Raw genomic sequence first — 26,015 nt, forward strand, 5'->3', positions numbered from 1 at the left:
CCCGACGAAAAGGAGCCGGCCTTCCCCCGCAGCTGCGGGGGAAGGCCGGCTCCTTTTCGTGTGGACACCTTTCTCGGCGGCGCTTTCGCGTGGGTCTCCCGTTCACCACCGGGTCACAGGCCCGCGGCCAACCTCGGGGGTCCCGCGCGCAGTGCGGCGTTGAGATCGGTCAGCTCCCGGTAGGCCCGCGCGCAGGAGCGGCAGGACGAAAGGTGGCGGGCGAGGCGGCGGGAGACCCCGCGCCGCCTGACCGCGGCGCCGAGCAGGGTGGCGAAGTGGCGGCAGCGCGCGTCGTCGGCCGGGTCCACGTGGGCGCCCAGGTAGGCCTCGCGCAGTCCCTCGCGGGCGCGGAAGGCCAGCGAGGTGACGGCGCTCTGGGTGATGCCCAGCAGTGCGGGGACCTGGTGCGGGCAGTCGTCCTCGACGAGGGTGTGCCACAGCACGGCTCTCCACCGATCGGGCAGGGTGCGAAAGGAACGTGCGGCGAGTCGACGGTTCTCGCCGTCCACCAGCCGGCGTTGCGGATCGTCCCCCGAGGGGCCCGGGCGACACCAGGACTCGACGTCCGGCGTGAGGATCACGCGTTCGTCGCCGGCCCGCCACTCGACCGCCAGGTGCCGGACGACGGTGAGCAGGTACGGGCGCCAGTGGTCCCTGGGGCCGGCGCCGGAGCGGACGGCCTGGAGGGTGCGCAGGAAGGCCTCGGAGACGAGGTCCTCGGCGTCCTGCGGGAGCCGGGTACAGGCTCGGGCGCAGGCGAGGGCCGCGGGGCGGTGGCGTCGGTAGAGGAGCTCGAAGGCCTCGGGGTCCAGGGCGTCGCGGGCACAGGACCGTCTGATCCGTCGGATGAGTTCCCGATCGGACGCGCCGATGCGGCCGGGCGTGCGGGCCCGGCCGGATGTGTCTGAGGGGACCGACATGTCGCTCCTCACGTGCTCGGGGCCGTACGGGCCCCGTTCGGGACGGTAAAAAGGGCGGTGCCGGTCCGAAGTCGACTTCGGACCGGCACCGCTCTCGGGGCGACGCGGGAGAGGTGGGAGGAGGGCGACGCCCCGAGAGTCTCAGCGGCAGGCGCGCCCGCCGTTGATGCACTGCACGGCCTTGTTCATCAGGTTGTTGTTCATGACGTTGATGAAGTCGCCGTGGTCGGTGACCGGCTTGTGCAGCTGCTCGGGGAAGCTGTCCACCGCGAACTTCGCGCCGGGCGCGACCCCGTACACGATGCGCTGGACCAGCTGCGGGATGGCCTTGAAGCCGGCCGGGCAGGCGCCGTTGGCGGCGGCGAAGGCCACGTGGGTGCGGTGGTTGGCGCTGTCGGTGTTCTTGCCGTCCCAGCAGCTCTGGAACTTGAAGGTACGCACCACGTCACTGCCCTTGGGGCAGATCGGGTACTTGTCCTTCAGTTGGCGGTTCTCGAAGCCCGTGCAGCTCCACGAGGCGTTCGCGTTGGCGTTGCCGTTGGTGAAGGCCTTGGCGTCACCGGTGATGATGCGCAGGAAGCGCGGCATGGCGGTGACCCGGCTGACGGGGCTGCCCTTGAAGTCGATCGTCACCTGCTTCGGCTGGAGGATGGTGCCCACGTTGGCGTCCTGGCCGCCGCCGGGGGCGTTGGCGTCCTTCTCGGCGCGTCCGTCGCGAAGGCGCAGGACGGGCCAGTAGTAGGTGGACTGGTCGCCGTTGGTGCACGTGGTTCCGGAGGCGGCCAGGCTGTTGTTGGTGGAGAAGGCGTCCGTGGTCTTGTTGCCGACGTAGTCGTGCATGTGGTGCGCGCCGTTGCTCACACCGGGGGCGACGATGACGTTGTCGGGGTTGAAGTGCTTCTCCTGGTTGCGTCCGCACTGCACGGACAGCTGGCCCCGGGAGGCGCCGGCCTTCGCGCCGGGGTTGGCCACGTTCGGCCTCACCGTGTTGATGGCGACGAAGTCGCTGCGTGCCGGCCCGCCGCCGTTCTTGCCCTTGGCGGCCTGCTGCTGGGGGGCGGCCTGGGCGTCGACCTGGGCTCCGGGCGCGTCCGGGATGTCGGCGGCGGCGGCCTGCTTCATCTCGCAGCCACCGAGGTTCTGCAACTGCCCGGCGTTGCCTCCCGACTTGTCGATCGCCTGCGACATGTCGGCGATGGTCTTGTCGCGCTTCTGCTTCAGCTCGCCGAGGAGGGCGCCGCCCTTGGCTCTGCCGGTGGCGAGGCGCTGGTAGGAGTCGGCGATCTGTGTGTCCAACTGTGCGAGTTTGGCGTCGACTTCGGGCTTGGCCTGGTCGGGCACCGCGCGAAGTTTGTCGCCCACGTCGGGACAGTCGATGGTGGCCGTCACCGGCGCCGTCCGCGCCGAGTCCTGCCCGGCGGATGCCCCCTGCGCGACGATCACGACCCCGCCGCCGCCCAGGACCAGGGCGGACACGATGGCGAGGGCCTTGTGCGTCGGCCGCAAGCGGCGTTTGTGGCCCTTTTGACTCATGCGATCACTTCACTTCGTCGGGGGTCGGGAAACAGTGGAGGGGGTGGGACTGGCGTCCACCAGGCCGTCGAAGTCGACCAGCCCGGTGGCTTCGAGGACCGAGATGTGGTCCAGGACAGTGGTGTTGGCGTCATTGGCCAACTCGCGGACCATGGAGTTGCGGGTCTGGGCCCGGATCTGGGCCACCAGCGCGAACACCTTGCCGTGGGCCCGGCGCAGCAGTTGGACGAACACGCGCTCGTACTCGTCGCCCTGGGCCGCGGTCATCTGGTTGAGCCAGCCCTGCTGCTGATCGCTCGGCCGGTCCGGCAGTTGGACGCCGAGGGCGCCTCCCACCTCGATGACGCGGCGGTCGAGTTCGGTGTGGCCTTCGATGAGGTGCTCCCCGGCGGTCCGCACCGTGGGGCGCGCACCGCGTTGCTGGGCCTGGCGCCCGGCGGGCAGTTCCCAGAGTCCGGCGAGGCGCACCTTGCGGATGAAGTCGCGGTCCTGGGGGGTCAGTGGACCGAAGGCGGTGCTCAGCACCCCGGCGCCGTCGTCGTCGCCCGCCGGGGCCGAGGCGGCCGCGGAGGCTCTGCCACCGAAGCTCTGCACGGGAATCAGCAGCGCGATCAACGTGAAGGCGAGGGCCCCGATGACCATGCCCGTTCCCATCACGTGTCTCGACGCGACCGACATGCTGCCGATGGAAGACCGGCGGATTGACGGCACTGTGCCTCCTTGCTGCGTGGACCGGGAGGGACTCAGGGCCGGAGGGGTCGTGGGCGGCGTCTGACACGCCGCCCAGGACCACAACCGTCCGAACTCCCGGGTGGCTAGGGACGCTAGCGCCAGTTGTGGTGCTCTTTTGGAAGGGCCATCACGAATGGACAAACATCCGGGCAACGCCTCGAAAGGCTGGTACGGTTCGGGCGCCCGGGGCACAAGTGACTGCCGCCCTCGCCCCTGCCTGGGCGAACGCCGCCTGGGTTTCGGCCAGTTGTCCGGAATTGCAGTCATTCGCGAGGAGCAGGGAAGCCGCCCTTCGGGATGATTCGCCCGCGGCGCGGTGTGCCACATGGTGAGCGGGAACCGTCCCTCACCGAAAGGAACGGCACTTCGTGCACCTGAAGCGATTCGCACCCCTGCTCGCCGTCGGTCTCCTCGCCTCCGGCGTCCCACTGTTGTCCGCGACCGGGGCGTCCGCCGCTCCCGCGGACCCCGCCTCCGTACGCGGGCCCGCCTGGCACCGGTGCAGCCCGGACCAGCCGGCCTCGTACGAATGCGCGGCCATCAAAGTTCCGCTGGACTACCAGCGCCCCCGCGGGCGCACGATCGACCTCGCGATATCCCGCGTCAAGAGCGAGAACTCGGCGAAGCGGCACGGGGTCATGCTGCTGAACCCGGGCGGGCCGGGCGGCAGCGGCCTCGACCTGCCGTTGATGATGAAGGAGTCGATGCCCCGGGAGGTCCGCGAGAAGTACGACCTCATTGGCTTCGACCCGCGCGGTGTCGGCTCCAGCAGCCCCATCACCTGCGGCCTCACCGACGCCGAGCAGAACATCGACCGGCCCTACCGGCCGGGGACCTTCCCCTCGGACGTGGCGTGGGCGCGCACCGTCGCGGACAAGTGCCGGCAGAAGGCCGGTGCGGTCCTCCCCCACATCAGCACCCGCAACACCGCCCGCGACATGGACGCGATCCGCGCCGCGCTGGGCGAACGCAAGATCTCGTACGTGGGTTACTCGTACGGCACGTACCTGGGCGCCGTGTACACACAGATGTTCCCGCAGCGGACGGACCGCTTCGTCCTGGACAGCGGCGTCGATCCGCAGCGGATCTGGCGGGGCATGATCCAGGTCTGGGCGTCCGAGGCCGAGCCGGCGTTCAAGCGGTGGACGCAGTGGACCGCGGAGCGCGCGGGCGAGTTCCGGCTCGGGGACACCCCGAAGGCGGTGTCCGACACGTTCTGGGCGCTGGTGGCGCGAGCCGACGCGGACCCGATCGTCCTCGAAGGACAGAAGATCACGGGCGACGACATCCGCGCCGCGCGCGGACTGTTCTTCTACCCGGCGCAGGCCGCCCCGCTCGTCCGGGAACTCAAGGACGCGGCCGAGGGCCGGCCGGCGGCTCCCGGCGCGGCGAACCGTTGGCGTTCCGTGCGGGCCGGCGCCGAGGAGCCCGCGTCGGACAACGGCAGCGCCGTCTTCTGGTCCGTGGTGTGCGCGGACACGGACAACTGGCCGCGTGATCCCGAGCGTTACCGTCGGGACGCGGCCAGGGACAAGATCGCGTACCCGCTGTACGGGGACATGGCGTCCAACATCAAGCCCTGCGCGTTCTGGCAGCGGCCGTTGGAGCCGGCCACCGCGATGCGGACCCGCGCGAACGTGCTGACCGTGCAGAACGAGTGGGACTCACAGACCCCCCTCGTCAGCGGCCAGGGCCTGCACCGTGCGCTGAAGGGCTCCCGGATGGTGCTGGCGGCGGGCGGCGAGGGGCACGGCGTGTACCTCGCCGACCCGACCTCCTGCGCGAACGCACCGGTCAACGCCTACCTGGCCACGGGCCGGCTGCCCGCCGGGGACGTGACGTGCCGAACCGCGCCGGGTGACGCGGACCGTCGCGGGGCGTCGGAGCGGCGCGGCCCGCTGCCGTTCCCGATCGGACCGCAGCGGTTCTGACGCGCTGCCCCGACCGTGGTCGGACGCGGCCCTGAGCGTGAGGGGCGGACCGGGGTGCCGGGCCGTCCGTCAGCGGGGGGAGGACGCCTCCACGGCCGCCTTGATCCGGCGGCCGAAGTCGGGGGCGTCCTTGCGGGCCGCGCCCAGAGCGAGCCCGACGAGCAGCTTGCCGACGCCGTGCCCTTCGAGGGTGTTGAAGATCCGTACCCGAGTGCGATCTCCGGGCAGCGATTCGAAATCGTAGCCGCCGTTGGCGGTGACCAGGTTCCGGCTCAGCTCGGTCCAGCGGATCGAGCGGGGCGGGTCGAAGCCGTCGATCCGGAACTCCCGCCCCGTCTTCATTCCCGCGTCCTTGACGGTGCTGCGGAAGACCGAGCCGACGGCCGTCGGGCCCTCGGGGCTGCGGGTGATCTCCTGGACGCGCGGGCTGAACTGCGGGTCGTTGCGACCGTCGGCCAGGTAGGCGAAGACCACCTCCACGGGACGGTCGATCTCGACGCTCGCCTCGAACTCTCCGGACATGCGCACTCCTCGGTGGATGATCCCCGGGACATGATCGCAGGCAGGCCACCCCCGCGCGCGTCGGCGGCGGCCGGGGGGTCAGCGGCGTCGGTCCGGCCGTGCGCGTCGCGACGTCCCCCTGGCCGGTCCGCGCCCGGGCGATCCGGTGAGGGGCTCCTTCGGGCGGCCGGGCCGGCCGGAGCGCAGCGGGGTGAACAGTCCGGCCCCGACCAGCAGCATGCAGAAGGCACCGGCGGCCAGGCTGATGGCCGGAACCCCGTGCGCCTGGGCCAGTCGGGTCAGGACGGCCGCCCCCACCGGGCCCGAGGCGTTGTGCACGGTCCAGAACACGGAGGTGACGCGGCCCAGCAAGGGGTCCGGTGTCACCTCCTGGCGCAGGGTCATGGAGCAGACCCCGGCGACGGTGAGCCCGAACATGAACACGGCGGCCAGTGCGGCGATGGTCGGCACGTCGCGGCTCACGCCGATGCCCGCGACGGAGAGACCGACCAGGGCGACGGAGCCCAGCCAGCAGGCGCCGAACCCGAGGAGGCGGCGCAGCCTCCCGGCGCAGAGGGCGCCGACGAGCGTGCCGAGACCGCTGACCGCGACGACGTAGCCGAGGGTGGCGGCGCTCTGCTGAAGGTCGCTCCGGACCCGGAAGAACAGCAGGTCGGTGGCGCCGACGGTGACGAAGGTCAGCAGGGTGAGGAGCACCGTCAGCGGGCGCAGCAGTTCGTGGGCCCACAGGAAGCGGAAGCCGACGAGGAACATCTCGCGCGCCTTCCGGGCCCCGCCGCCGGGCACCTGCTCCTCCCCCGTCCCGTCCTGGGTGGGGCGCGGGGTGAACCGTACCCACCGGAGGGTCGCGGCGGACACCAGGAAGGTGGCGCCGTCCACGCCCAGGGCCCAGTCCTCGCCGACCCACGTGGCGATGGCCCCGGCGGCCACCGGCCCCACCAGGGTGCCCACGGCGAAGGTACTCATCAGCCGCCCGTTGGCGGCGGTGAGGTCCTCGGCGGGAACCAGGTTGGGGACGGCCGTCACGTATGCCACGTCGAACAGCGTCTTCAGCACGCCGACCACGGCGGTCATCAGGTACAGCAGCCAGATCCGGGGGCCCGCGAGCCACAGGAACGGCACCGCGCCCAGCAGGGCGGCGCGCGCCAGATCGCAGACGATCATCAGCCGGCGGCGGTCCACCCGGTCGACCACGTGGCCCGCGAACAGTCCCGTGCCGACCGCGGAGACCGCCGCGACGGCGGTGATCAGGCCCATCTGGGCGAGGGACCCGGTGGCATCGAGCACGAGCAGGGGCAGTGCGAAGAACGAGATCGACCCGCCGATCACGGACAACGCCTGGCCGAGCCAGAAGACGTTGAAGTCCTTGTTGCGGGAGAGGCGGGAGAGGTTCGACGGCCTGGTGGGTCCGGGCGCTGCCCCGCTCACCCGAGCAGCGCGTACACGGTGGAGGCCTTGGCGGCCGGCTCGTCGGAGCCGTCCGGCGTCATGGTGATGTCCGCGAACGCCATCCGCTTGCCGAGTTTGGTGATCCGTACGTCGATGAGCACGTCGGCCCCGATCACGGGACGTTGGAAGCTGGTCGACTGCTGGACGGTGGTCATGGGCCCGTACGCGCCGCGCGCGGCGGAGATCGCAATGACGGTGGCCGTGTCGGCGGCGGCCATCAGGGCCTGTCCGCTGAGCCCGCCGCCGTCCCGGGCCAGGTCGTCGGACCACGGCAGCCGCAGGACGGCGTGCCGTTCGCCGGTCTCCCGGACGGTGAGGCCGAGGGCGAGCACCCAGGGGGCGAAGTTATCGGCGAGGATCTTGTCGGCGTCTGCGGGTGTCAGCGTCACCCGAGGAATTGTGGCGGCCCGGTCGGGCCGCCACAACACCTTTGATCCGCGCGGGATCCCGCGTCGTCGCGGGGTCGACCTCAGAGGCTCGCGGCCAGCTCCGTGCCCTGGCGGATGGCCCGCTTGGCGTCCAGTTCGGCGGCCACGTCGGCGCCGCCGATCAGGTGCGCGTCGACGCCGGCCGCGCGCAGCGCCTCGTACAGGTCACGGCGCGGCTCCTGTCCGGTACACAGGACGACCGTGTCGGCGGGAACCAGACGCTGTTCGCCCTCGACGGTGATGTGCAGGCCCTCGTCGTCGATCCGGTCGTAGGTGGCCCCGGCCACGGAGACGACGCCGCGGTGCTTGAGTTCCGCGCGGTGGATCCAGCCGGTGGTGGTGCCGAGGTTCGCGCCGACCTTGGTCGCCTTGCGCTGGAGCAGGTGCACGCGGCGCGGGGACGCGGGGCGCTCGGCGGCGGTGAGGCCGCCCGGGCCGGTGTAGGCGGTGTCGACGCCCCAGTGACGGAAGTACACCTCGGGGTCCTGGGAGGCGCCTTCGCCGCTGTCGGTGAGGAACTCCGCGACGTCGAAGCCGATGCCGCCGGCGCCGACCACGGCCACCCGCTCGCCGACGGGCGCGCCGTCGCGCAGGACATCGAGGTAGTTCACGACGTGGGGGTGGTCCACGCCCTCGATGGCCGGGGTCCGGGGGGTCACGCCGGTGGCGACGACGACCTCGTCGTAGCCCTGGAGGGTGTCCACGTCGGCGCGGGTGTTGAGGCGTACGTCGATCGCGTGGGCGGCGAGCTGCGTGCCGAAGTAGCGGATGGTCTCCTCGAACTCCTCCTTGCCCGGGATGCGGCGCGCGATGTCGAGCTGACCGCCGATGCGGCCGGAGGCCTCGTAGAGGGTGACGGCGTGGCCGCGCTCGGCGGCCGAGACGGCGCAGGCCAGGCCGGCCGGGCCGGCGCCGACGATGGCGACGCTCTTCTTCAACTGGGTGGGCGACAGCACGAGTTCGGTCTCGTGGCAGGCGCGCGGGTTGACCAGGCAGCTGGTTATCTTGCCGCTGAAGGTGTGGTCGAGACAGGCCTGGTTGCAGCCGATGCAGGTGTTGATGGTCTCGGGGGCACCGGCGCGGGCCTTGTTCACGAACTCCGCGTCCGCCAGGAAGGGGCGGGCCAGGGACACCAGGTCGGCGCGTCCGTCGGCCAGCAACTCCTCGGCGATCTCCGGGGTGTTGATCCGGTTGCTGGTGACGAGCGGCACGGAGACCGCGCCCATCAGCCGCTTGGTGACCCAGGTGTAGGCGCCGCGCGGGACGGAGGTCGCGATGGTGGGGATGCGGGCCTCGTGCCAGCCGATGCCGGTGTTGATGATGGTCGCGCCGGCCGCCTCGATCTCCTTGGCGAGGTGGACGACCTCGTCGAGGGTGGAGCCGCCGGGGATCAGGTCCAGCATGGAGAGCCGGTAGATGAGGATGAAGTCCTCGCCGACGGCCGCGCGGGTGCGGCGGACGATCTCCAGCGGGAAGCGCACCCGGTTCTCGTACGCGCCGCCCCAGCGGTCGGTGCGCCTGTTGGTGGCGGCGGCAATGAATTCGTTGACCAGGTAGCCCTCGGAGCCCATGATCTCGACGCCGTCGTAGCCCGCGAGCTTGGCGAGCCGGGCGGCGCGGACGAAGTCCTCGATGGTCCGCTCGACCTCGATGTCCGTCAGCTCGTTCGGGACGAAGGGGCTGATGGGAGCCTGGAGCGGGCTGGGGGCGACCAGGTCCTTGTGGTAGGCGTAGCGGCCGAAGTGGAGGATCTGCATCGCGATCTTCCCGCCCTCGGCGTGCACGGCCTCGGTGATCACCCGGTGCTCGGCGGCCTCGTCCTCGGTGGTGAGGCGGGAGCCGCCCTCGAAGGGGCGACCGGCGTCGTTGGGGGCGATGCCGCCCGTGACGATCAGGCCGGCGCCGCCGCGGGCGCGCTCGGCGTAGAAGGCGGCGAGGCGCTCGAAGCCGCCCGCGTGCTCTTCGAGGCCGGTGTGCATCGAGCCCATGATCACGCGGTTCGGCAGGGTGGTGAAGCCGAGGTCCAGGGGGCTGAGCAGGTGCGGGTACCGGCTCTGGGAACTCTGCGGACTCATCGGGGTGTGCCTCCTCGCGCGGGGGGTGATGAACCTGTTCTAGCGAGGCGCGGAGTCTTTTGCAACTAGGTGCATAACTGATACCGGGGCGGTTCCGGGCGTTTCGCCCCGGGAATCGCGTGACGCACGGCCCGGGCTCCCTCGGGCCGTGACACAGCTCACGAGGTGGGGCCCCGGCCCAGGGGATCGGGCCGGGGCCGGCGCGTCAGGCCCGACGCAGGCGGACCGTCACGATCTGGAACGGGCGCAGGGTCAACCGCACCGTGCCGTCCGCCGCCGGGGCGCCGACGGCCGTGCCCTCCAGCGGCCGTTCCAGCAGGTCGCTCTCGACGGCCGCCGAGACCGGGAAGCCCGCCGTCAGTCGGGCGACGGCCCGGCCGCCCCGGGACTCGTACAGGCGGACGATCACGTCTCCGCCGCGGTCCTCGGCGAGCTTGACCGCCTCGACGACCACCGCGTCGTCGTCCACGGCCACCAGCGGGGCGACCGGTCCGGCGCCGGTGACGACCCGTTCCGGCAGGTTCAGCGCGTGGCCCTCCCGTACGGCGTCCCCGAGGCTCGCGCCGGGGGCGAGCGAGTGGCGCAGGGTGTGGGTGCCCTGGTCGGTCTCCGGGTCGGGGTAGCGCGGGGCCCGCAACAGGGACAGTCGGACCGTGGTGGTCTGGCCGCCGTCGGGCCGCACGTCCCGGGTCACGTCGTGCCCGTAGGTGGACTCGTTGAGCAGCGCGACCCCCCAGCCGGGCTCCTCCACGTGGATCCACCGGTGCGCGCAGATCTCGAACTTGGCCGCCTCCCATGAGGTGTTGACGTGGGTGGGCCGGTGGACGTGCCCGAACTGGGTTTCCGTGGCGGAGCGTTCGGCCTTCACGTCGAGCGGGAAGGCGGCCTTGAGGAACTTCTCCGTCTCGTGCCAGTCCACCTCGGTGACCAGGTCCACCGTCCTGGCTCCCGCTCGAAGGGTGATCGACTGCGTCGCCCGGGAGGAGCCGAAGGAGCGGGTGACCCGTACGGTCGCCGCCTCCGGGCCGTTCTCCGTGACCTCCAGGGCGTCCCGCTCCACGAGGTCGGTGACCCGGTGGCGGTAGAAGGCCTCGATGTCCCAGGCGTCCCACATGTTGGGGAAGTCGGGGTGGATCTGGAGGAGGTTGGCCGCGCTCCCCGGCGCGAGCGACTCCCGGTCCGCCTCCAGGTCGTACGCCGACACGATCAGGCCCCGGCCGTCGATCTCCACGCGCAGCCGCCCGTTGACGAGGATGTGCCCGCCGGCGGGTCGCTCCCGCACCGTGACCGACCGGCCTGCCGGCGCCGGCAGCCCCGCGCCGCCCGCGGGGACGCCGCGTCGGGAGTGCGGGGCGCAATTGAACACCAGGCGTTCCGTACCCTCCCCCGCGAGCGCGAGCTGCGCGGCGCGGGTGATCGCCGTCAGCTCCTCCCGGACCCTCGCGTACGTCTCGCGCGCCTCGCGGTGTACCCAGGCGATGGAGGATCCGGGCAGGATGTCGTGGAACTGGTGCAGCAGCACGGTCTTCCAGATCCGCTCCAGGTCCTCGTACGGGTAGACGTGCCCCGGCACCCGCACCGCGGCGGTCGATGCCCACAACTCGGCTTCGCGCAGGAGGGATTCGCTGTGCCGGTTGCCCTGTTTGGTCTTGGCCTGGGAGGTGTAGGTGCCGCGGTGGAGCTCCAGGTAGAGCTCGCCGGCCCAGACGGGGGCGTCCTCGTACTCGGCGTGGGCCTTCTCGAAGAAGGCGTCGGGCCGCTCGATCTCGACGCGCGGTGATCCCTCCAGGTTCCGCTGGCGGCGGGCCCGGGCCAGGTGTTCGCGGGTGGGTCCGCCGCCGCCGTCGCCCCAGCCGAAGGGGGCGAGCGAGCGTGAACCGCGCCCCTTCTCACGGTAGTTGCGTGCCGCGTGCGCGAGCTGCGCTCCGCCGAGGTCGCAGTTGTAGGTGTCGACGGGCGGGAAGTGGGTGAAGACGCGGCTGCCGTCGATGCCCTCCCACCAGAAGGTGTGGTGAGGGAAGGCGTTGACCTGGGACCAGGAGATCTTCTGGGTGAGGAACCAGCGGGCGCCGGACAGTTTGACGATCTGGGGCATGGCGGCGGTGTAGCCGAAGGAGTCGGGCAGCCAGACGTTGTGGGTCTCGATGCCGAACTCGTCGAGGAAGAACTTCTTGCCGTAGAGGAACTGGCGGGCCATGGCCTCGCCGCCGACCATGTTGGTGTCGGACTCGACCCACATGCCTCCGACCGGCACGAACTGCCCGTCCGCGATCTTCTTCTTGATCCGCTCGAAGAGTTCGGGGCGGTGGGTCTTGATCCAGTCGAACTGTTGGGCCTGGGACATCGCGAAGACGAACTCGGGGTGCTCGTCCATCAGGTTGACCATGTTGGAGGTGGTGCGGGACACCTTCCGGACCGTCTCGCGCAGCGGCCACAGCCAGGCCGAGTCGATGTGGGCGTGGCCGACCGCGCTGATCCGGTGCGCGGAGGCGTGGGCGGGCGCGGCGAGGACGGCGGCGAGCCGCGCGCGGGCCGCGCCGGCCGTGCCGGGGACGTCGCCGAGGTCCACCGCGTCCAGCGACGCGTCGACGGCGCGCAGGATCTCGTACCGCCGGGCGTCGTCCGCGGCGAGCTGCGTCATCAGGTCGTGGAGGACTTCGAGGTCCTGGACGAGTTCCCAGACCTCGGTCTCGAAGACGACCAGGTCCATCCGGGCGAGCCGGTAGAGGGGCCGGTCCGCGCTGGTCAGTCGGTCGCCCTCGTGGGTGGCGCGGTGATCGACGAGCACGGGGTTGGCGGCGGCCTCGACGTACCACTCGACCGGCTCGCCGCCCTCCGCGAGGTCGGTGACGCGAACCCAGTCGTTGTAGGGGTTGAGTGCCTTGACCTCGGTGCCGTCGGCGCGGTGGACCAGGCCCTCGCACTGGAAGCCGGGCATCATCCGGTCGAAGCCGAGGTCGAGGACGGCTTCGACGGCGCGGCCCGCGTGGTCGGCGGGGACCACACCGGTGACCTTGAACCAGGTGGTGCCCCAGGCCGGACCCCACGGTTCGCCGACGCCGCAGGGCTCGTACGGCGCGGTGAGGCCTTCGGCCACGGGGACGGGCTCGCCCGGGGCGTCCCAGCGCTCGACGGTGAGCGGGACCGGGCGGGAGCGCACGGCGGGTTTGATCCGTTCCGTGAGGACCCGGCGGAGGCGGAGTTCGGTGACGCTGCGGTCGTCGTGCATGACGGCTGCTCCAGGAGGCAGAGGTCGTGTGGTGGGTGGGTGCGGCGCTCAGATCTTGACGGCTCCGTCGCCCACGCCCTTGAAGAAGAAGCGCTGGAGGGCGAGGAAGAGGAGCAGCATGGGGAGGAGCGCTGCCATCGCGCCGGCGGCGATGAGCCGCTGGTCGTTGACGGTGGTGGCGCCGGCCAGGGTCTTCAGGCCGAGTTGGAGGGTGTAGTGGTCGCTGTCGGTGAGGACGAGCAGGGGCCACAGGAAGTCGTCCCAGGCGCCCATGAAGCTGGTGATGCACACGACGGCCAGGGCGCCCTTGGCGCTGGGCAGGAACACCCGGGTGAAGCGGGCCCATTCGTCTGCTCCGTCCAGTACCGCGGCTTCCTCCACCTCCCGGGGCACGGCGAGGAAGGCCGCCCGCATGACCATGATGTTGAGGACGGAGACGGCGCCGGGCAGCCACACGCCGACGAGGGTGTCGACCAGGCCCATGTCGCGCACCGTCAGGAACATTGAGATCATCACGGATTCGAAGGGGAACATCAGGGTCGCCACGAGCACCGTGAAGACGGTCGTGCGGCCCTTCCAGCCGGCGCGGGAGAGCGCGTAGCCGCCCATCGCGGCGAAGACGGTGTTCGAGGTGATCGCGAGGACCGCCACGACGAGGGTGTTGCCGACGTACTGGAGCAGGGGAAACGATTCGGCGACCCGGACGTAGTTGTCGAGGGTGGGTTGTGCGGGCAACACCCCGTCGTACACGTTCTCCGTGCGGCCGCGGATCGAGGTCAGGAACTGCCAGACGATCGGCCCGAGCATCACCACGAGGACGAGGACCAGCGTCGCGTACCGGCCGGCCCGGCCGAGCAGTCGGCGCCTGCGGCCGTCCCCGGCCCTCCGGGACGGCTCCACGCCGAGGGGGCCCCGTGTGCTCAACTCTCGTCCCCCTTGGAGAGGCGGCGCCCCAGCAGGCTGAACACCAGCGTCAGCAGGAACAGCAGGATGGAGATGGCCGAGGCGTAGCCGGTCTCGCCGGAGAAGCCGAGGCCGACCTGCCGGATGAGGAACGGCAGGGTACGGGCGCCGCCACCGGGGCCGCCGCTCTCGCCGCCGAGGATGTAGATCTCGGTGAACACGCGCAGCGCGGAGATGGCGGAGAGGGTGCCGACCAGCAGCATCATCGGTTTCACCTGCGGGACGGTGATGCTGAAGAAGCGCCGGACGGCGCCCGCGCCGTCCAGGGCCGCCGCCTCGTGCAGGGCGGCGGAGACGTTCCCGAGCGCGGCCAGGTAGAAGACCATGTAGTAGCCGAGGCCCTTCCACACGGTCACGATCATGGCGGAGACCAGCAACATGGAGCTGTCGGTGAGGAACGGGATCGGTTCGGAGACGATGCTCAGCTTCCGGAAGACCGTGTTGACGAGCCCGTCGCTGCGCAGCACCCACTGCCAGATCAGGCCCACGACGACGGCGGAGGCGATCACCGGCGTGTAGAAGGCGGACCGGAAGAAGCCGATGCCGGGAACCTTGGTCCGGACGAGGACGGCGAGGGCCAGCGGCAGGAAGACCAGGCACGGCACGACGACGAGCAGGTACACCACGCTGTTGCCGGTCGCTACCCAGAAGTCGGGGTCGGCCAGGGCGCGCCGGTAGTTGTCGAGGCCGATGAAGCCGCCGCCGCGCAGGATCCGGGCGTCGGTGAAGGAGAGCAGGACGGTGTTGACGAACGGCCAGAGGCTGAACAGGGCCACCATCGCCAGCCCGGGGGCCAGGAAGAGGTAGGGCGTCCACCAGGTGCGGTGGAGGAGTCCCGTCTCGACCTCGGCGCGGCCCTTCACCGGTTCGCCGCGTCGGCGAGCAGCTTGTTCGCCTCCTCCTGCGCCTTCCTCACCGCCGCCTTGGGATCCGACTCGCCCTGGATGGCCCGCTGCATCTCGCGGACCACCGCGTCACCGACCTGGTTGGTCCACTGCACGGGGGTGTTGGCGTCGAGGTCCGCGCTCCTCAGCTGCTCGGCGCCGATCGCGCGGGCCACGGTCTCGGCGTCCTTGCCGTCCCCCCGGTCCGCGAAGTACGGGTCGGTCAGGCCCCGGGCGTTGGAGGGATAGATGGTGGCCTTCCTGGCGAACGCGACCTGGTTGGGTCCGTTGGTCACCCACTTGGCGAACTCGGCGGCCGCGTCCGGGTGTTCGGTGTCCTTGCGGATGCCGAGCGACTGCGCGTAGATGCCGATGTGGCCGAGCGTGCCGGTGACGGCGCCCGCGACCCGGGTGTGTGCGTAGACCTGCGGGGCGTTGCGCCGGATGTCCTTGACGAAGCCCGGTGAGCCCGGCCCGAAGACCAGTTTGCCGCTGCCGTACAACTGGTTGATGTCGTCCGCCTTGAGGAGGGACTCCTTCGGCATGGCGCCCTTGGCGTACAGGTCCTTCATCCGTTCGACCCACTCGACCGCCTTGGCGGTGTCGAAGGTGAACGCGCTCCCGTCCGCGTCGAGGATCGGGACGCCCATCTTCTGCCAGTCGCCGGGCAGTCGCCCCTTGGGGTCCGCCATGAAGGCGGCGTAGCGGCCTCCGGACCGGGCGGCTATCCGCTCGGCGCAGTCGAAGAACTGCTCGACGGTGGTGGGTGGTCGGGCCGGGTCCAGGCCGGCGCGCGCGAAGAGTTCCTCGTTGTAGGTGAGGATCTCGGGGGTCACGTACCAGGGATAGGCGAACACGCCCTCGCCCCTGCCGGGGAGCTTGAACTGCTCCCAGGCGCCGGGAACGTACTCCTCGGCGACCTGCCCGTCGAGCGCGGCCACGTCGGCGAGCATGCCCCGGTCGCCGAGGAGTTGGAAGGAGTCGGTGGAGAGGTTGACCACGTCCGGGAGGGCCCCTGCGCGGGCGTCGGCGACGAGCTTCTCGTTGTAGCCGTCGCCCGGGACGTCCTCCCATCTCACCTTCACCTCGGGGTACTTCGCCTCGAAGGCGTCGATGACCCCTTGGACGTACGAGGTGTACACGGGTTTCAGCTGAAGGGTGCGGAAGGTGATCGCGCCCGCGACCCGGCCGGTCCTCCTCGCCTCCTTCACGTCGTCCGGGGCGGCGTTCATGCCGCATGCCGCGGTGGACAGGAGGGCTCCGGCCACGAGTGTGGCGAGGGCCGTGCGGAGCGCGGGGGAACGGGTCATCGTCGCCGCCTTCGGGAGGTCCGGCCTCGCTGCCGGAGGGCGGCGCCCACGCTGGCTCGAAGGGCGGAGCCCGTCAACGTGCCCGAGGCCCCGCCGGCCGGGTATCCCCGCATCCCGCACCGGCCCGGCGGGCCCGGACGCAGAACCGGGGGCCCCGGTCAACACCGCCGCCACCTGGACTGATGCGCTTTACCTCGGACGCGGCCACGGATCGCGCGCGGGGAGGGCGTCGGGCGGCGATGGCCGGGATGGTGCCGGGGCCGCCGGCGGGTCGGGGGGCGGCGGGGCCGTGCCGCGCTACTTCATGCGGTACTCGACCTTCTCCGCGAGCCTGCCGTCCTTGAAGCAGAAGCGGAACACGTCGTTGCCGTCGGAGTCCGCCGCGGAGACGTACCAGGAGCAGACGCTGCCCGCCGGCTCGGCCGGACCGCCCTCCTTGAGGGCCGCCTTGACGAAGGTCTCGCCCGAGGGCAGTTCGGCGCGGACCGCGTCCTCGGCGTCGCCGACCTTCACGGAGCGGTAGACCTCGGGTTCCACGAAGGTCTTCTCGGCCGCGTCCATGACCTTGCCGACGCCGAGGAAGAGTGCCACGAGGGCCCCGATGCCCAGGACGAGCACCACTCCGCAGCCGATCAGACAACCCTTGCGCTCTGCCACACCCGTTCCTCCATGCCTCGCCGCACCGCGTCGATCGTGGTGACGATCGGACTGTCGCAGGGCGGTGGGGCGGGGGGCTGTCCTCCAAAGTCTTCGACCGCGGCAACCATCGTCGTTCGAGGTCGCCACCCCTGCCCGTGTATACAGGGAGGGACCGCGAATACGGACGAACCGAGAGGAACCCACCGTGAGTGAGACCGCCGAGCCCCTGATCGTCGTCGGCGTGGACGGTTCGAACCACTCCAAGGAAGCGCTGCGCTGGGCCGTCGCCCAGGCCAAGGCCATCGGCGGCCGGGTGCACGCCGTGATGAGTTGGGACTGGAACACCAACCCCTTCGCGGTGGGACCGACATCGCAGGAGGACCTGGTCGGCGTCGAGGAGGCGGCCCGCCTCAAGCTCGCCGACACCGTCGCCGAGGCCGTCGGCACCTCGCCGGGCGTCCCGGTCTTCCGACGCGTCGAAAAGGGCGCGCCCGCCAAGGTCTTGGTCGATGCCTCGCAGGAGGCCGAGCTGACGGTGGTCGGCACGCGGGGGTACGGCGGCTTCCGGGGCGCCCTGTTGGGCTCGGTGAGCCAGCAGGTGGTCCAGTACGCGCGGAGCACCGTGGTCGTGGTCCGGGACGAGAACGAGGACTGACGCGGACAGTCCCGCCGCCTACCGCACCGCTTGTCGGTCGGGCGCCGGAGCCGTCAGGTCCGAGGGGTCCGTGTTGGCCCCGCACAGGATCACCGCGACCCGCTCCCCCAGCGGCTCCGGGGCCCCGCGGAGGGCGGCGAGGGCGGTGGCGGCGGCCGCCTCGACCACGATCCGGTGCTCCTCCCAGAGTCCCCGGCGGGCGGCGACGATGGCCGCGTCGGGGACGAGCACCGAGTCCACGTCGCCCTGCCGTGCCGCGGCCAGGGCGTCGGCGGAGACCCGGGTGGCGCCGAGCGAGTCGGCCGCGACGGAATCCACCGGGACGTCCACGGGTCGCCCCGCCTCCAGGGCGGCGTTCAGGGCCCGGCAGTTCTCGGGTTCGGCCGCCACGACCCGGACGCCGTGCTCGCGCGCGGCGGTGGCCACACCGGCGAACAGCCCGCCGCCGCCCACCGCGACGACCACCGTGTCCAGGCCGGGAAGTCCCGCCCGGATCTCGTCGAGCAGGGTGCCGGCGCCCGCCGCGATCAGCGGGTGGTCGTACGCGTGGCTGCTCAGGGCGCCGCTCTCGTCCGCGAACTCCCGGCAGGCGGACAGTGCTTCGGCGTACCGGTCGCCGACGAGCCGCACGTCGGCCCCGTACCCGCGCAGCCGCTCGACCTTCACCCGGGGCGCGTTCACGGGCAGGAACACGGTGGCGGCCACCCCTTGGGCGCGGGCCGCCCAGGCGCAGGCGAGGCCCGCGTTGCCCCCGGAGGCTATGGTCACCCCGGCCGCGGGGAGGGTGCCCGCCTCGCGGTGCGCGACGAGGAAGTTCCGGGCCCCGCGCGCCTTGAAGGAGCCGGTGTGCTGGAGGTGTTCCAGGGCGTACCAGACGCCCCGGTCGGCGGGCACGACGGCGACGGGACGGATCACGTCGGCCATCCGGCCGGCGGCGGCGCGCACGGCCGCGTAGTCGAGCTGCTGCTCCATGAACGGTCTCCTCGGGGGGCGGTGGCTGATTCAGGCGGTGATGCGTCCGGCCGGTGACGGGTTGACCGGTGGCCGGTTCGGCCGGTGACGGGCCGGGGCATGGCGGGTTCAGGCGCCGTCGGGCCGGGCGGCCTCGATCAGCTGGCGCAGGGCGCCGTGGTACACCTCGTGGTCGGTCAGCGGGGGCAGTACGTCGGCCAGGCCGCCGGAGAGCACGGGGAACTCGGCCGGGTCCAGCGCGGCCAGGGCGGCCCGGGACGCGGCGGTGGCGCCGGCCGGATCGCGGTGGTCCACGAAGGCGGCGCTGCCGAGGGTGAGCAGGTACATCCGGCGGTAGACGGTCATCGCCTCGGCGGCGGTCATCCCGGCGGCGACGCTGTCGGCCAGCGCCGGTTCCACGAGGCGGGCGAGCAGTCGGCGGCCCAACCAGGGCCGGCCGCCGCGCAGTACGAGCAGACCGGGGTGCGCGGTGAGCAGTCGGTAGAACGCGGAGAACCGCTGTTCGGTGGCCTCGGCCCAGTCGGCGCCGGCGGCGATCTCGGGCAGTTGGCCCGCGAGGTGTTCGGTGCAGAGGTCCAACAGCCCGGCCAGATCGGCGCAGCGGCGCTGGACGGTGGCGTGCGAGACGTCGAGCCGGTCGGCGAGGGCGCGGAAGCTGAGTGCGGCCGGCCCTTCCTCGTCGAGGATCCGCAGGGCTTCCACGGCGATCGCCTCGGGGGTCGCACGGTCCAGGGCGGCTGATCTTCTCGGCATGAGATACACCGTAACAGACAGCGTCACGTACGACGTATCACCCGGGGATCGGCGGACCGGACATCCCCGGGTCCGGTCAAGCGGACGCCCGTGAAGTCAACCCTTCGCGTGAGGGCGACTACACCCATATTGCTGGTCATCACGTCATAACCAGCGACTTGTGTTGACAGTGGGTAGCCGCACCGCTGCACTGAGCGCTCGACAGACCCTCGGTACGTCCCCCACGTCAAGGAGACCCCGTGCCGCCTCGCCCGCGTGCGTCGCTCCCCTGTCTGACCGCGGCCGCCCTGCTCGCCCTCCTCCTGTCCCCCGCGACGGCGGCGGCCGAGCCCACCGCCACCTCGGACACCCCGCTCGCCCTCACCCCTCCCATGGGATGGAACAACTGGGCGCACTACATGTGCGACATCGACGAGGCCAAGGTGGTCGCGAACGCCGACGCGCTCGTCTCCACCGGTCTCGCCGCCAAGGGCTACGACACGGTGACCGTCGACGACTGCTGGATGCTGAAGAGCCGTGACGCCGACGGCGACCTGGTCGCCGATCCGGAGAGGTTCCCGCACGGGATGGCCTGGCTCGGCAAGTACCTGCACGCCAAGGGGCTGAAGTTCGGCATCTACCAGGACGCCGGCGCGCTGACCTGCGGGCGCTATCCCGGCAGCGGGGCGCCCGCGGGCGGGGGCGCGGACCACTACGCGCGCGACGCCCGGCTCTTCGCCTCCTGGAAGGCGGACTTCGTCAAGATGGACGGCTGCAACCTGCACGTGCCGCCCGGCAAGACGAAGGAACAGGCCTACCGCGACGCGTACAACGGCGTGGCCCGGGCCCTGCGCGACAGCGGCCGCGACATGGTCCTGTCCGCGTCCGCGCCCGCCTACTTCCAGCAGGGCGAATGGGGCGGCGCCGACTGGCACAAGGTCATCGACTGGGTCGGCGAGACCGGCCAGTTGTGGCGCGAGGGCCGTGACATCAAGGTGTACGCGCCGACCGCGCCCACGACCTCGCGGTGGAGTTCGGTCCTCGGCAACTACGGCTACAACCGTTGGCTCGGCCGGTACGCGGGCCCCGGCAACTGGAACGACCCGGACTTCCTCATCGCCGGGGCCCCCGGACTCACCGAGGCGGAGAGCCGCAGCCAGGTCGGCCTGTGGGCCATGATGGCTGCTCCCTTCATCCTCTCCTCCGAGGTCTCCGCGCTCACCCCGGCCGGGCTCGCCGCGCTCGGCAACACCGACCTGATCGCGCTCGACCAGGACCCGTTGGGCCGGCAGGGCGCGGTGGTCTCCTCGAACGGCACCTCTGACGTCCTGGTGCGGCCGCTCGCGAACGGCGACCGCGCCGTGGCCGTCCTCAACCGCACCGGCGCGGCCATGGACGTCGACGTGCCGCTGGAGGACATCGGCCTGCCCTCGTCGTGCGCCGTCGACGTCAAGGACCTGTGGAGCGGGGCACGCCGTGAGGCGACCGTCTCGCTGACCGGCAGGGTCGCCGCCCACGACACCGCGGTGTGGCGGCTCACCCCGCGCGGCTGCGGCAAGGCCGTGCCGACCGGGCAGATTGCCGGCAACGCGGCCAAGTGCGCCGACGGGGCCAACACCAGCGGTGTCGGCGCGGTGGTCATGGCCGCCTGTACCGGCGCCCCCGACCAGCGGTGGACCGTGGGCCCCGACTCCCGTCTGCGGTCGGCCGGCCAGTGCCTGACCGCCGGGGACGACGACCTGGTGGAGCTCGCCGACTGCGTGCCCGGGCGATCCCGGCAGAGCTGGGCGCACGACCGTCCCGGCGCCCTGGTCGAGAAGAGCAGCGGGCTGTGCCTGACCGCGCCCGCGGCCGCGGCGACCCCGGACGCGCCGGCCGAGCGGCTGCGCCTGACCCCCTGTGGCGACCACCGGATCGACCAGACCTGGGCCCTGCCGGTCTGACGGCTCCGGTCCGACGCTCCGACCCGACGGCTCCGATCGACGGAATGAGGTACGGCTCGATGGCACGCAGCGGGCGCCCGCGAGGGCGCCGTACGGTCGCGGTGGCGGCGCTTCCCGCGGCACTGCTCGTCCTGGTCCTGGCGGGGGCGGCGCCCGGGGCGGTCGCCTCGGGCGCGGGATCACCCGCCGCGCCCGGCGCGCGGAAGTCCGACGTACGGCAGTCCGACGTACGGCAGTCCGACGTACGTCGGGTTACGCCGGCCCGGGACTTCGACGCGCGTCCGGCGCGGGAGGCCCTGGAGCGGCTGCTGCCGCGGCACGCCGGGCAGTTCACCCTGGCGCCCGACGCGGGCGGCGCGGCGGACACCTTCACGGTGTCCGGGACGGCGGGCGCCATCACGGTGCGCGGCACCAGCGGAGCGACCCTGCTCACCGGGGTCGGCTGGTACCTCCAGCACGTCGCGGGCGCCGACATCGGCTGGCCCGGCGACAGCCTGGGGATGCTGCCGGAGCGCCTGCCGGCCGTACCGAAGCCGGTCACCCGGAGCGCGCTGGTCGGCCACCGGTACGCGCTCAACGACACCGACGACGGCTACTCGGGCCCCTACCGCACCTTCGAGGAGCACCGGCGGCAGATCGACCTGCTGGCCCTGCACGGCGTCAACGAGGTGTTCGTGCAGGTCGGCGCCGAGTATCCGTACTACCGGGCGCTCCAGCGGTTCGGATACTCGGCGGCGGAGCTGAGGGCGTGGATCCCCGGCCCCGCGCACCAGAGTTGGTGGCTGTTGCAGAACATGAGCGGCTTCGGCGGACCGGTCTCGGAAGGGCTGATGCGCGAGCGGGCCGGGGTCGGCGGCCGGATCGCCGAGCAGTTGCGCGGTCTCGGCATGACCCCGGTGCTGCCGGGCTTCTTCGGCACGGTGCCGCCGGCGTTCGCCGCGCGCAACCCCGGTGCCACGACGGTGCCGCAGGGCGTCTGGGCGGGCTTCGACCGTCCGGACTGGTTGGACCCGAACTCAGCCGCGTTCGGGAAGCTGGCCGCCGCGTACTACGCGGAACAGCGGGCGGTGTTCGGAGACAGTTCCATGTACCGGATGAGCCCGCTGCACGAGGGCGGCAAGACGGGTCGGGTGGACGTGGCGGCGGCCGCCGGGGCGGTGCAGAAGGCGCTGTGGGCGGCCCATCCCGGCGCACTGTGGGCCGTGTTGGGCTGGCAGGAGGATCCGAGGAGGGAACTCCTGGCCGGGGTCGACACCTCGAAGCTGTTGGTCTTGGACGGACTGTCCGACCGGTACGACGGGTTGGACCGGGAGGCCCGTTGGGGCGGCGCTCCCTACGCGCTGGGCACGATCCCCAACTTCGGCGGACACACCACGATCGGCGCCAACACCCCGGTGTGGGCCGACCGGTTCGGCGCGTGGCGGTCCAAGCCGAACAGTGCGCTCGCGGGCATCGCGTACATGCCGGAGGCCACCGGGACCGATCCCGCCGCCTTCGACCTCTTCACGGATCTGGCCTGGGAGTCCGGGCCGATCGACCAGAGGAAGTGGTTCGCGGCGTACTCCGCCCGCCGGTACGGGCGCGCCGACGCCGAGGCGGCGGCCGCGTGGGAGGAACTGCGCAAGGGCCCGTACAGCACCCCCTCGGGCCTGTGGTCGGAGTCCCAGGACGGCCTGTTCACGGCCCGGCCGAGCCTGAGCGCGGCGGGATCCGCCCGATGGAGCCCCACGTCGATGCGCTATCCGGCGGGTTCGGTGCGGCGCGCCCTGGACCACCTGTTGAAGGTGGCCCCGCCGCTGCGGGGTTCCAGCGCCTACCGGTACGACCTGGTGGACACGGCCCGGCAGGCGTTGGCGAACCATTCGCGGGTGCTGCTGCCGAGGATCAGGGCGGCGTACGACGCGAAGGACGTGCGCCTGTTCCGTGAGTTGACCGCGCAGTGGCGCGACGGTGAGAGGCGCTTGGACGCCGTCACGAGCGCCGACCCGCACTTCCTGTTGGGTCCCCGCCTCTCGGCCGCCCGCTCCCGGGGCGCGGACCGGGCGGAGGCGGACCGGTACGAATACGACGCGCGTTCGCTCCTGAGCGTGTGGGGGCCGCGGGCCGCCTCGGAGGGAGGCTCGCTGCACGACTACGCGAACCGTGAGTGGGGCGGTCTCGTCTCGGAGCTGTACGCGCCGCGTTGGGACGCGTACTTCGCCACGCTGGAGGAGGCGCTGGTCCGGCGGGCGGTGCCCCGGCAGATCGACTGGCACGCCTTCGAGGAGGAGTGGGCGCGGCGGACCACGCGCCATGCCCAGACGCCGGTCGGGGATCCGTACGCCCTGGCGGCGGGGATCGCAGCCGCGCTTCCCGCCGCGAAGTGACCTACATCATCGGCCGTGGCACTGTCCGGGACTTCCCGTGACCGTCACCCTCACGTGGGTAATTCCACACTCGTGAGAGGGAGAGCGCATACGGCTGATCACCGCACTGGACGGGTGGTCGGTTCACTGGCCCGGACACGAACAGGGGCGGCTGTCGGAGCGATCCGGTGGCCGCCCCTTCCGACGCCCCCAGGAGCGCACCGAGCATGTCCGAGACCGAGCCGGAGCGGCCCTCCCCGGCGCCGGAAGCCCCGTCCGACCTCGCGACCGCGCCGATCCGGGCCGGCGGGGACCCCGACCAGGCCGTTCCCCCGTTGCTGCGGGTCGGGGACCCGGCGCGGGAGCCGTCGCCGCGCTCGGAGCCGTGGGACCTGATCACCGACGGGGTGGTCGAGCTGCGCAAGCGCAGGCCCCGCGGATGACGGGTGCGGGGCCGGCGGGCACCGCCGACGGGCGGGGCCAATCCAGTGGCTCGGCGGCTACGAATGGCTCATGAGGCGCGCGGATGCCGACGAACGACCGGGAATCCCGGAGGATCTTCCCGTGAACGACGTGACACGAGCGGACCGCGCCGAGGACGGCATGTCCGCCCTCCTCGGCCGGGTCGCCGAAGGGGACGAGGACGCCTTCGTCTCGGTGTACGAGGCGGTGAGCGGGTCCGTGCTGGGCCTGGCGTACACGGTGCTGCGCGACCGGGCCCAGGCCGAGGAGGTGGCGCAGGAGGTGCTCGTCGAGGTGTGGCGTACCGCCGGGCGCTACCGCGCCGACCGGGGCAGCGTGCGGACCTGGGTGCTGACGATGGCGCACCGCCGCGCGGTGGACCGGGTGCGTTCCGCGCAGGCCTCGACCGAGCGGGAACGGCGCGCGGCGCGGCTGGAGGCCGCGCTTCCGGAGTTCGACGAGGTGAGCGAGGCGGTGGAGCACCACGAGGAGCGTGACCGGGTGCGGCGCTGCCTGGGCTCGCTGACCGAGATCCAGCGCCAGTCGGTCACCCTGGCCTACTACCGGGGTCTGACCTGCCGCGAGGTGTCCGAGGAGCTGTCGGTGCCGCTGGGTACCGTGAAGACGCGCCTGCGCGACGGGCTGCTGCGGCTGCGCGACTGTCTCGGGGTGAACGGCGGATGAGCACAGAGGACACGGAAGGCGCGGAAGGCGCGACGCGCATGCACGAGGGCACGGGCGCCTACGTCACGGACGCGCTGCCCCCGGCGGAGCGGGCGGCTTTCGAGGCGCACCTGGAGACCTGCGAGGCGTGCCTGCGGGAGGTCGCGGAACTCGCGGCCACCGCGGCCCTGCTGGGCCGGGCGGTGGCCGTGGAGCCGCCGCCGGCGCTCTGGGAGTCGGTGCTGCGCGAGATCCGGGCGGTGCCCGCGCGGCCGGATCCCGTACGGGTGCCCGCGCACTACGCGCGGCCCGCCCCGCCCTGGCTCCGCTGGGCCCTGGCGGCCTGCCTCGCGGCGGCGGTCGGTTTCGGCGGGGTGGCGGCCTGGCAGTACCAGCGGGCCGAGACGGCCCGGCAGGACGCCCGACGGGTCGAGGCGCGGGCGGCGGCCCTCACGGAGCTGCTGGCGGCGCCCGACGCGCGGCTGACCACGGGCCGCATGGCCGACGGCGGCACGGGCACGGTGGTGCTCTCCCGGGACCGGGACCGGGCCGTGTTCGTGGCCGATGGCCTGGCGGCGCCGCCCGAGGGGCGGGTGTACCAGCTGTGGTACGCCGACCCGAAGGGCGTCATGCGTCCGGCCGGGCTGATGGACCCGGCGCGACCCGACGCGCCGGCGCTGCTCAGGGGCGAGGTGGGCCCCGCCACCGGGGTCGGGGTCACGGAGGAACCGGCGGGCGGTTCGGCCGCACCGACCACGGATCCGCTGGTGGTGCTCGCGTTCCCGGCGGCGGGCGCCGCGTAGGAGCGGGGCCCGAGGGGCTCCCTCCGGGCGGCACGCATCAGACACACCCCACCAAACCGGTCGCCCGGCGGCTCCGAATGACCCGTGTGAAGGAAGACCCGGGACGCCCGCGACCCGCACTGTCGGGCGGGGCGCCCGCGGGCGGGGGGAACGACCCGACCCGAGGAGTCACGTGATGACAGCACGTCGCAACACAGGCATACGCAGGGCGGCGTTCGCCGCGTCGGCCGTGGCCGCACTGGCCCTGGGGCCGGCTCTCGCCGCGGGTTCCGCGATGGCGGCGGACGGCGAACCGTTCGGACCGGGCTGCGCCTCGGTGCCGAAGGGCGGCTCGGGCTCCTTCGCCGGCATGGCCAAGGACCCCGTGGCGACGGCCGCGTCGAACAACCCGGCCCTGTCGACCCTGGTCACCGCCGTCAAGAAGGCCGGCCTGGTCGACACCCTGAACAGCGCGAAGGACATCACGGTGTTCGCACCGACCAACGAGGCCTTCGCCAAGGTGCCGAAGGCCGACCTGGACAAGCTGCTGGCCGACAAGGCACAGCTCATCAAGGTCCTCACCTACCACGTGGTGGGCCAGGAGCTGACGCCGAAGCAGTTGGAGCAGGGCTCCTTCGACACCCTGTCCAAGCAGCGACTGACCACCTCCGGTTCCGGCGAGTCCTTCAAGGTGAACGGCAACGCGTCGGTGGTCTGCGGTGACGTCCACACCGCCAACGCGACGGTCTACCTGGTGGACTCCGTCCTGATGCCGAAGGCCTGATTCCCTGAAGGCCTGCTCCCGAAGGCCTGATGCCTAAGGCCCTGACGCCCGAATCCCGACCC

Annotated in this window: 22 protein-coding genes; 8 read left to right on the forward strand and 14 right to left on the reverse strand. The window is 72.2% G+C overall.

From position 1 onward, the window contains the following. Positions 1-113 precede the first annotated feature (113 nt). From OG906_RS06910 to OG906_RS06920, 3 genes are all read right to left on the reverse strand, one after another. Positions 114-920: an RNA polymerase sigma factor gene (locus OG906_RS06910; RefSeq protein ID WP_329440958.1), complete on the reverse strand. Its 807-nt coding sequence runs from the start codon at positions 918-920 to the stop codon at positions 114-116. Positions 921-1,061: 141 nt separating this feature from the next. After that, entirely contained in the window at positions 1,062-2,453 is a 1,392-nt protein-coding gene (locus OG906_RS06915; protein WP_329440960.1) for a DUF1996 domain-containing protein, read from the reverse strand. A 9-nt stretch (positions 2,454-2,462) separates the two neighbouring features. Beyond that, entirely contained in the window at positions 2,463-3,131 is a 669-nt protein-coding gene (locus OG906_RS06920) for a DUF4142 domain-containing protein (RefSeq protein WP_329440961.1), read from the reverse strand. A 422-nt stretch (positions 3,132-3,553) separates the two neighbouring features. Here OG906_RS06920 and OG906_RS06925 point away from each other — a divergent pair, with 422 nt between their 5' ends. Then, positions 3,554-5,116: an alpha/beta hydrolase gene (locus tag OG906_RS06925; RefSeq protein WP_329440962.1), complete on the forward strand. Its 1,563-nt coding sequence runs from the start codon at positions 3,554-3,556 to the stop codon at positions 5,114-5,116. Positions 5,117-5,185: 69 nt separating this feature from the next. On the opposite strand, the gene OG906_RS06930 is transcribed toward OG906_RS06925, so the two are convergent. From OG906_RS06930 to OG906_RS06970, 9 genes are all read right to left on the reverse strand, one after another. Further along, positions 5,186-5,638 (reverse strand): SRPBCC family protein, encoded by a 453-nt coding sequence (locus OG906_RS06930; protein ID WP_329440964.1) that lies wholly within the window; start codon positions 5,636-5,638, stop codon positions 5,186-5,188. 78 nt (positions 5,639-5,716) lie between these two features. Then, a complete protein-coding gene (locus tag OG906_RS06935) occupies positions 5,717-7,066 on the reverse strand; it encodes an MFS transporter (protein ID WP_329440965.1) in 1,350 nt (449 codons plus the stop codon). After that, positions 7,063-7,476 (reverse strand): PaaI family thioesterase, encoded by a 414-nt coding sequence (locus OG906_RS06940; RefSeq protein WP_329440966.1) that lies wholly within the window; start codon positions 7,474-7,476, stop codon positions 7,063-7,065. The genes OG906_RS06935 and OG906_RS06940 overlap by 4 nt, the downstream gene beginning before the upstream one ends. Before the next feature lie 80 nt (positions 7,477-7,556). After that, positions 7,557-9,590 (reverse strand): NADPH-dependent 2,4-dienoyl-CoA reductase, encoded by a 2,034-nt coding sequence (locus OG906_RS06945; RefSeq protein WP_329440967.1) that lies wholly within the window; start codon positions 9,588-9,590, stop codon positions 7,557-7,559. Between the two features lie 205 nt (positions 9,591-9,795). Further along, positions 9,796-12,819 carry an alpha-mannosidase gene (locus tag OG906_RS06950; protein WP_329440969.1) on the reverse strand — a complete coding sequence of 1,008 codons (3,024 nt, stop codon included), beginning with the start codon at positions 12,817-12,819 and terminating at the stop codon, positions 9,796-9,798. 48 nt (positions 12,820-12,867) lie between these two features. Further along, positions 12,868-13,743 carry a carbohydrate ABC transporter permease gene (locus tag OG906_RS06955; RefSeq protein WP_267799649.1) on the reverse strand — a complete coding sequence of 292 codons (876 nt, stop codon included), beginning with the start codon at positions 13,741-13,743 and terminating at the stop codon, positions 12,868-12,870. Continuing rightward, positions 13,740-14,561: a carbohydrate ABC transporter permease gene (locus OG906_RS06960; RefSeq protein WP_329447949.1), complete on the reverse strand. Its 822-nt coding sequence runs from the start codon at positions 14,559-14,561 to the stop codon at positions 13,740-13,742. Before OG906_RS06960 ends, OG906_RS06955 begins: the two co-directional genes overlap by 4 nt. Before the next feature lie 80 nt (positions 14,562-14,641). Further along, a complete protein-coding gene (locus tag OG906_RS06965) occupies positions 14,642-15,976 on the reverse strand; it encodes an ABC transporter substrate-binding protein (protein ID WP_329440973.1) in 1,335 nt (444 codons plus the stop codon). A 297-nt stretch (positions 15,977-16,273) separates the two neighbouring features. Next, on the reverse strand, positions 16,274-16,633 hold the full coding sequence (locus OG906_RS06970) for a hypothetical protein (protein WP_329440975.1): 360 nt from the start codon (positions 16,631-16,633) through the stop codon (positions 16,274-16,276). A gap of 187 nt (positions 16,634-16,820) precedes the next feature. Here OG906_RS06970 and OG906_RS06975 point away from each other — a divergent pair, with 187 nt between their 5' ends. Further along, entirely contained in the window at positions 16,821-17,270 is a 450-nt protein-coding gene (locus OG906_RS06975) for a universal stress protein (protein WP_267799652.1), read from the forward strand. A gap of 18 nt (positions 17,271-17,288) precedes the next feature. On the opposite strand, the gene OG906_RS06980 is transcribed toward OG906_RS06975, so the two are convergent. Then, a complete protein-coding gene (locus tag OG906_RS06980; RefSeq protein ID WP_329440976.1) occupies positions 17,289-18,242 on the reverse strand; it encodes a serine/threonine dehydratase in 954 nt (317 codons plus the stop codon). Positions 18,243-18,350: 108 nt separating this feature from the next. Next, a complete protein-coding gene (locus OG906_RS06985) occupies positions 18,351-18,995 on the reverse strand; it encodes a TetR/AcrR family transcriptional regulator (protein WP_329440977.1) in 645 nt (214 codons plus the stop codon). A 239-nt stretch (positions 18,996-19,234) separates the two neighbouring features. On the opposite strand from OG906_RS06985, the gene OG906_RS06990 reads away from it, so the two are divergent. From OG906_RS06990 to OG906_RS07015, 6 genes are all read left to right on the forward strand, one after another. Continuing rightward, positions 19,235-20,917, forward strand: coding sequence for a ricin-type beta-trefoil lectin domain protein (locus tag OG906_RS06990; RefSeq protein ID WP_329440979.1), 1,683 nt, complete (start codon positions 19,235-19,237; stop codon positions 20,915-20,917). Positions 20,918-20,976: 59 nt separating this feature from the next. Then, positions 20,977-23,283 (forward strand): alpha-N-acetylglucosaminidase, encoded by a 2,307-nt coding sequence (locus tag OG906_RS06995; RefSeq protein WP_329440980.1) that lies wholly within the window; start codon positions 20,977-20,979, stop codon positions 23,281-23,283. A 206-nt stretch (positions 23,284-23,489) separates the two neighbouring features. After that, on the forward strand, positions 23,490-23,705 hold the full coding sequence (locus OG906_RS07000) for a hypothetical protein (RefSeq protein ID WP_329440982.1): 216 nt from the start codon (positions 23,490-23,492) through the stop codon (positions 23,703-23,705). Positions 23,706-23,826: 121 nt separating this feature from the next. After that, a complete protein-coding gene (sigK, locus tag OG906_RS07005; protein WP_267799661.1) occupies positions 23,827-24,408 on the forward strand; it encodes an ECF RNA polymerase sigma factor SigK in 582 nt (193 codons plus the stop codon). Then, a complete protein-coding gene (locus OG906_RS07010) occupies positions 24,405-25,190 on the forward strand; it encodes an anti-sigma factor (RefSeq protein WP_329440985.1) in 786 nt (261 codons plus the stop codon). The genes sigK and OG906_RS07010 overlap by 4 nt, the downstream gene beginning before the upstream one ends. Before the next feature lie 175 nt (positions 25,191-25,365). Then, positions 25,366-25,953, forward strand: coding sequence for a fasciclin domain-containing protein (locus OG906_RS07015; RefSeq protein WP_329440987.1), 588 nt, complete (start codon positions 25,366-25,368; stop codon positions 25,951-25,953). Positions 25,954-26,015: the final 62 nt, after the last annotated feature.

This window comes from Streptomyces sp. NBC_01426 (genome assembly GCF_036231985.1).
In the GTDB taxonomy this organism is placed as follows: domain Bacteria; phylum Actinomycetota; class Actinomycetes; order Streptomycetales; family Streptomycetaceae; genus Streptomyces.

Bases quoted from the DNA above. Each gene is read 5' to 3' on its own strand.
- OG906_RS06985 (WP_329440977.1), bottom strand. From the start codon at position 18,995: ATGCCGAGAAGATCAGCCGCCCTGGACCGTGCGACCCCCGAGGCGATC.
- OG906_RS06920 (WP_329440961.1), bottom strand. From the start codon at position 3,131: ATGTCGGTCGCGTCGAGACACGTGATGGGAACGGGCATGGTCATCGGG.
- OG906_RS06950 (WP_329440969.1), bottom strand. From the start codon at position 12,819: ATGCACGACGACCGCAGCGTCACCGAACTCCGCCTCCGCCGGGTCCTC.
- OG906_RS06980 (WP_329440976.1), bottom strand. From the start codon at position 18,242: ATGGAGCAGCAGCTCGACTACGCGGCCGTGCGCGCCGCCGCCGGCCGG.
- OG906_RS06995 (WP_329440980.1), top strand. From the start codon at position 20,977: ATGGCACGCAGCGGGCGCCCGCGAGGGCGCCGTACGGTCGCGGTGGCG.
- OG906_RS07015 (WP_329440987.1), top strand. From the start codon at position 25,366: ATGACAGCACGTCGCAACACAGGCATACGCAGGGCGGCGTTCGCCGCG.
- OG906_RS06960 (WP_329447949.1), bottom strand. From the start codon at position 14,561: ATGGTGGCCCTGTTCAGCCTCTGGCCGTTCGTCAACACCGTCCTGCTC.
- OG906_RS06930 (WP_329440964.1), bottom strand. From the start codon at position 5,638: ATGTCCGGAGAGTTCGAGGCGAGCGTCGAGATCGACCGTCCCGTGGAG.
- OG906_RS07000 (WP_329440982.1), top strand. From the start codon at position 23,490: ATGTCCGAGACCGAGCCGGAGCGGCCCTCCCCGGCGCCGGAAGCCCCG.
- OG906_RS06965 (WP_329440973.1), bottom strand. From the start codon at position 15,976: ATGACCCGTTCCCCCGCGCTCCGCACGGCCCTCGCCACACTCGTGGCC.
- OG906_RS06945 (WP_329440967.1), bottom strand. From the start codon at position 9,590: ATGAGTCCGCAGAGTTCCCAGAGCCGGTACCCGCACCTGCTCAGCCCC.
- OG906_RS06915 (WP_329440960.1), bottom strand. From the start codon at position 2,453: ATGAGTCAAAAGGGCCACAAACGCCGCTTGCGGCCGACGCACAAGGCC.
- OG906_RS07010 (WP_329440985.1), top strand. From the start codon at position 24,405: ATGAGCACAGAGGACACGGAAGGCGCGGAAGGCGCGACGCGCATGCAC.
- OG906_RS06910 (WP_329440958.1), bottom strand. From the start codon at position 920: ATGTCGGTCCCCTCAGACACATCCGGCCGGGCCCGCACGCCCGGCCGC.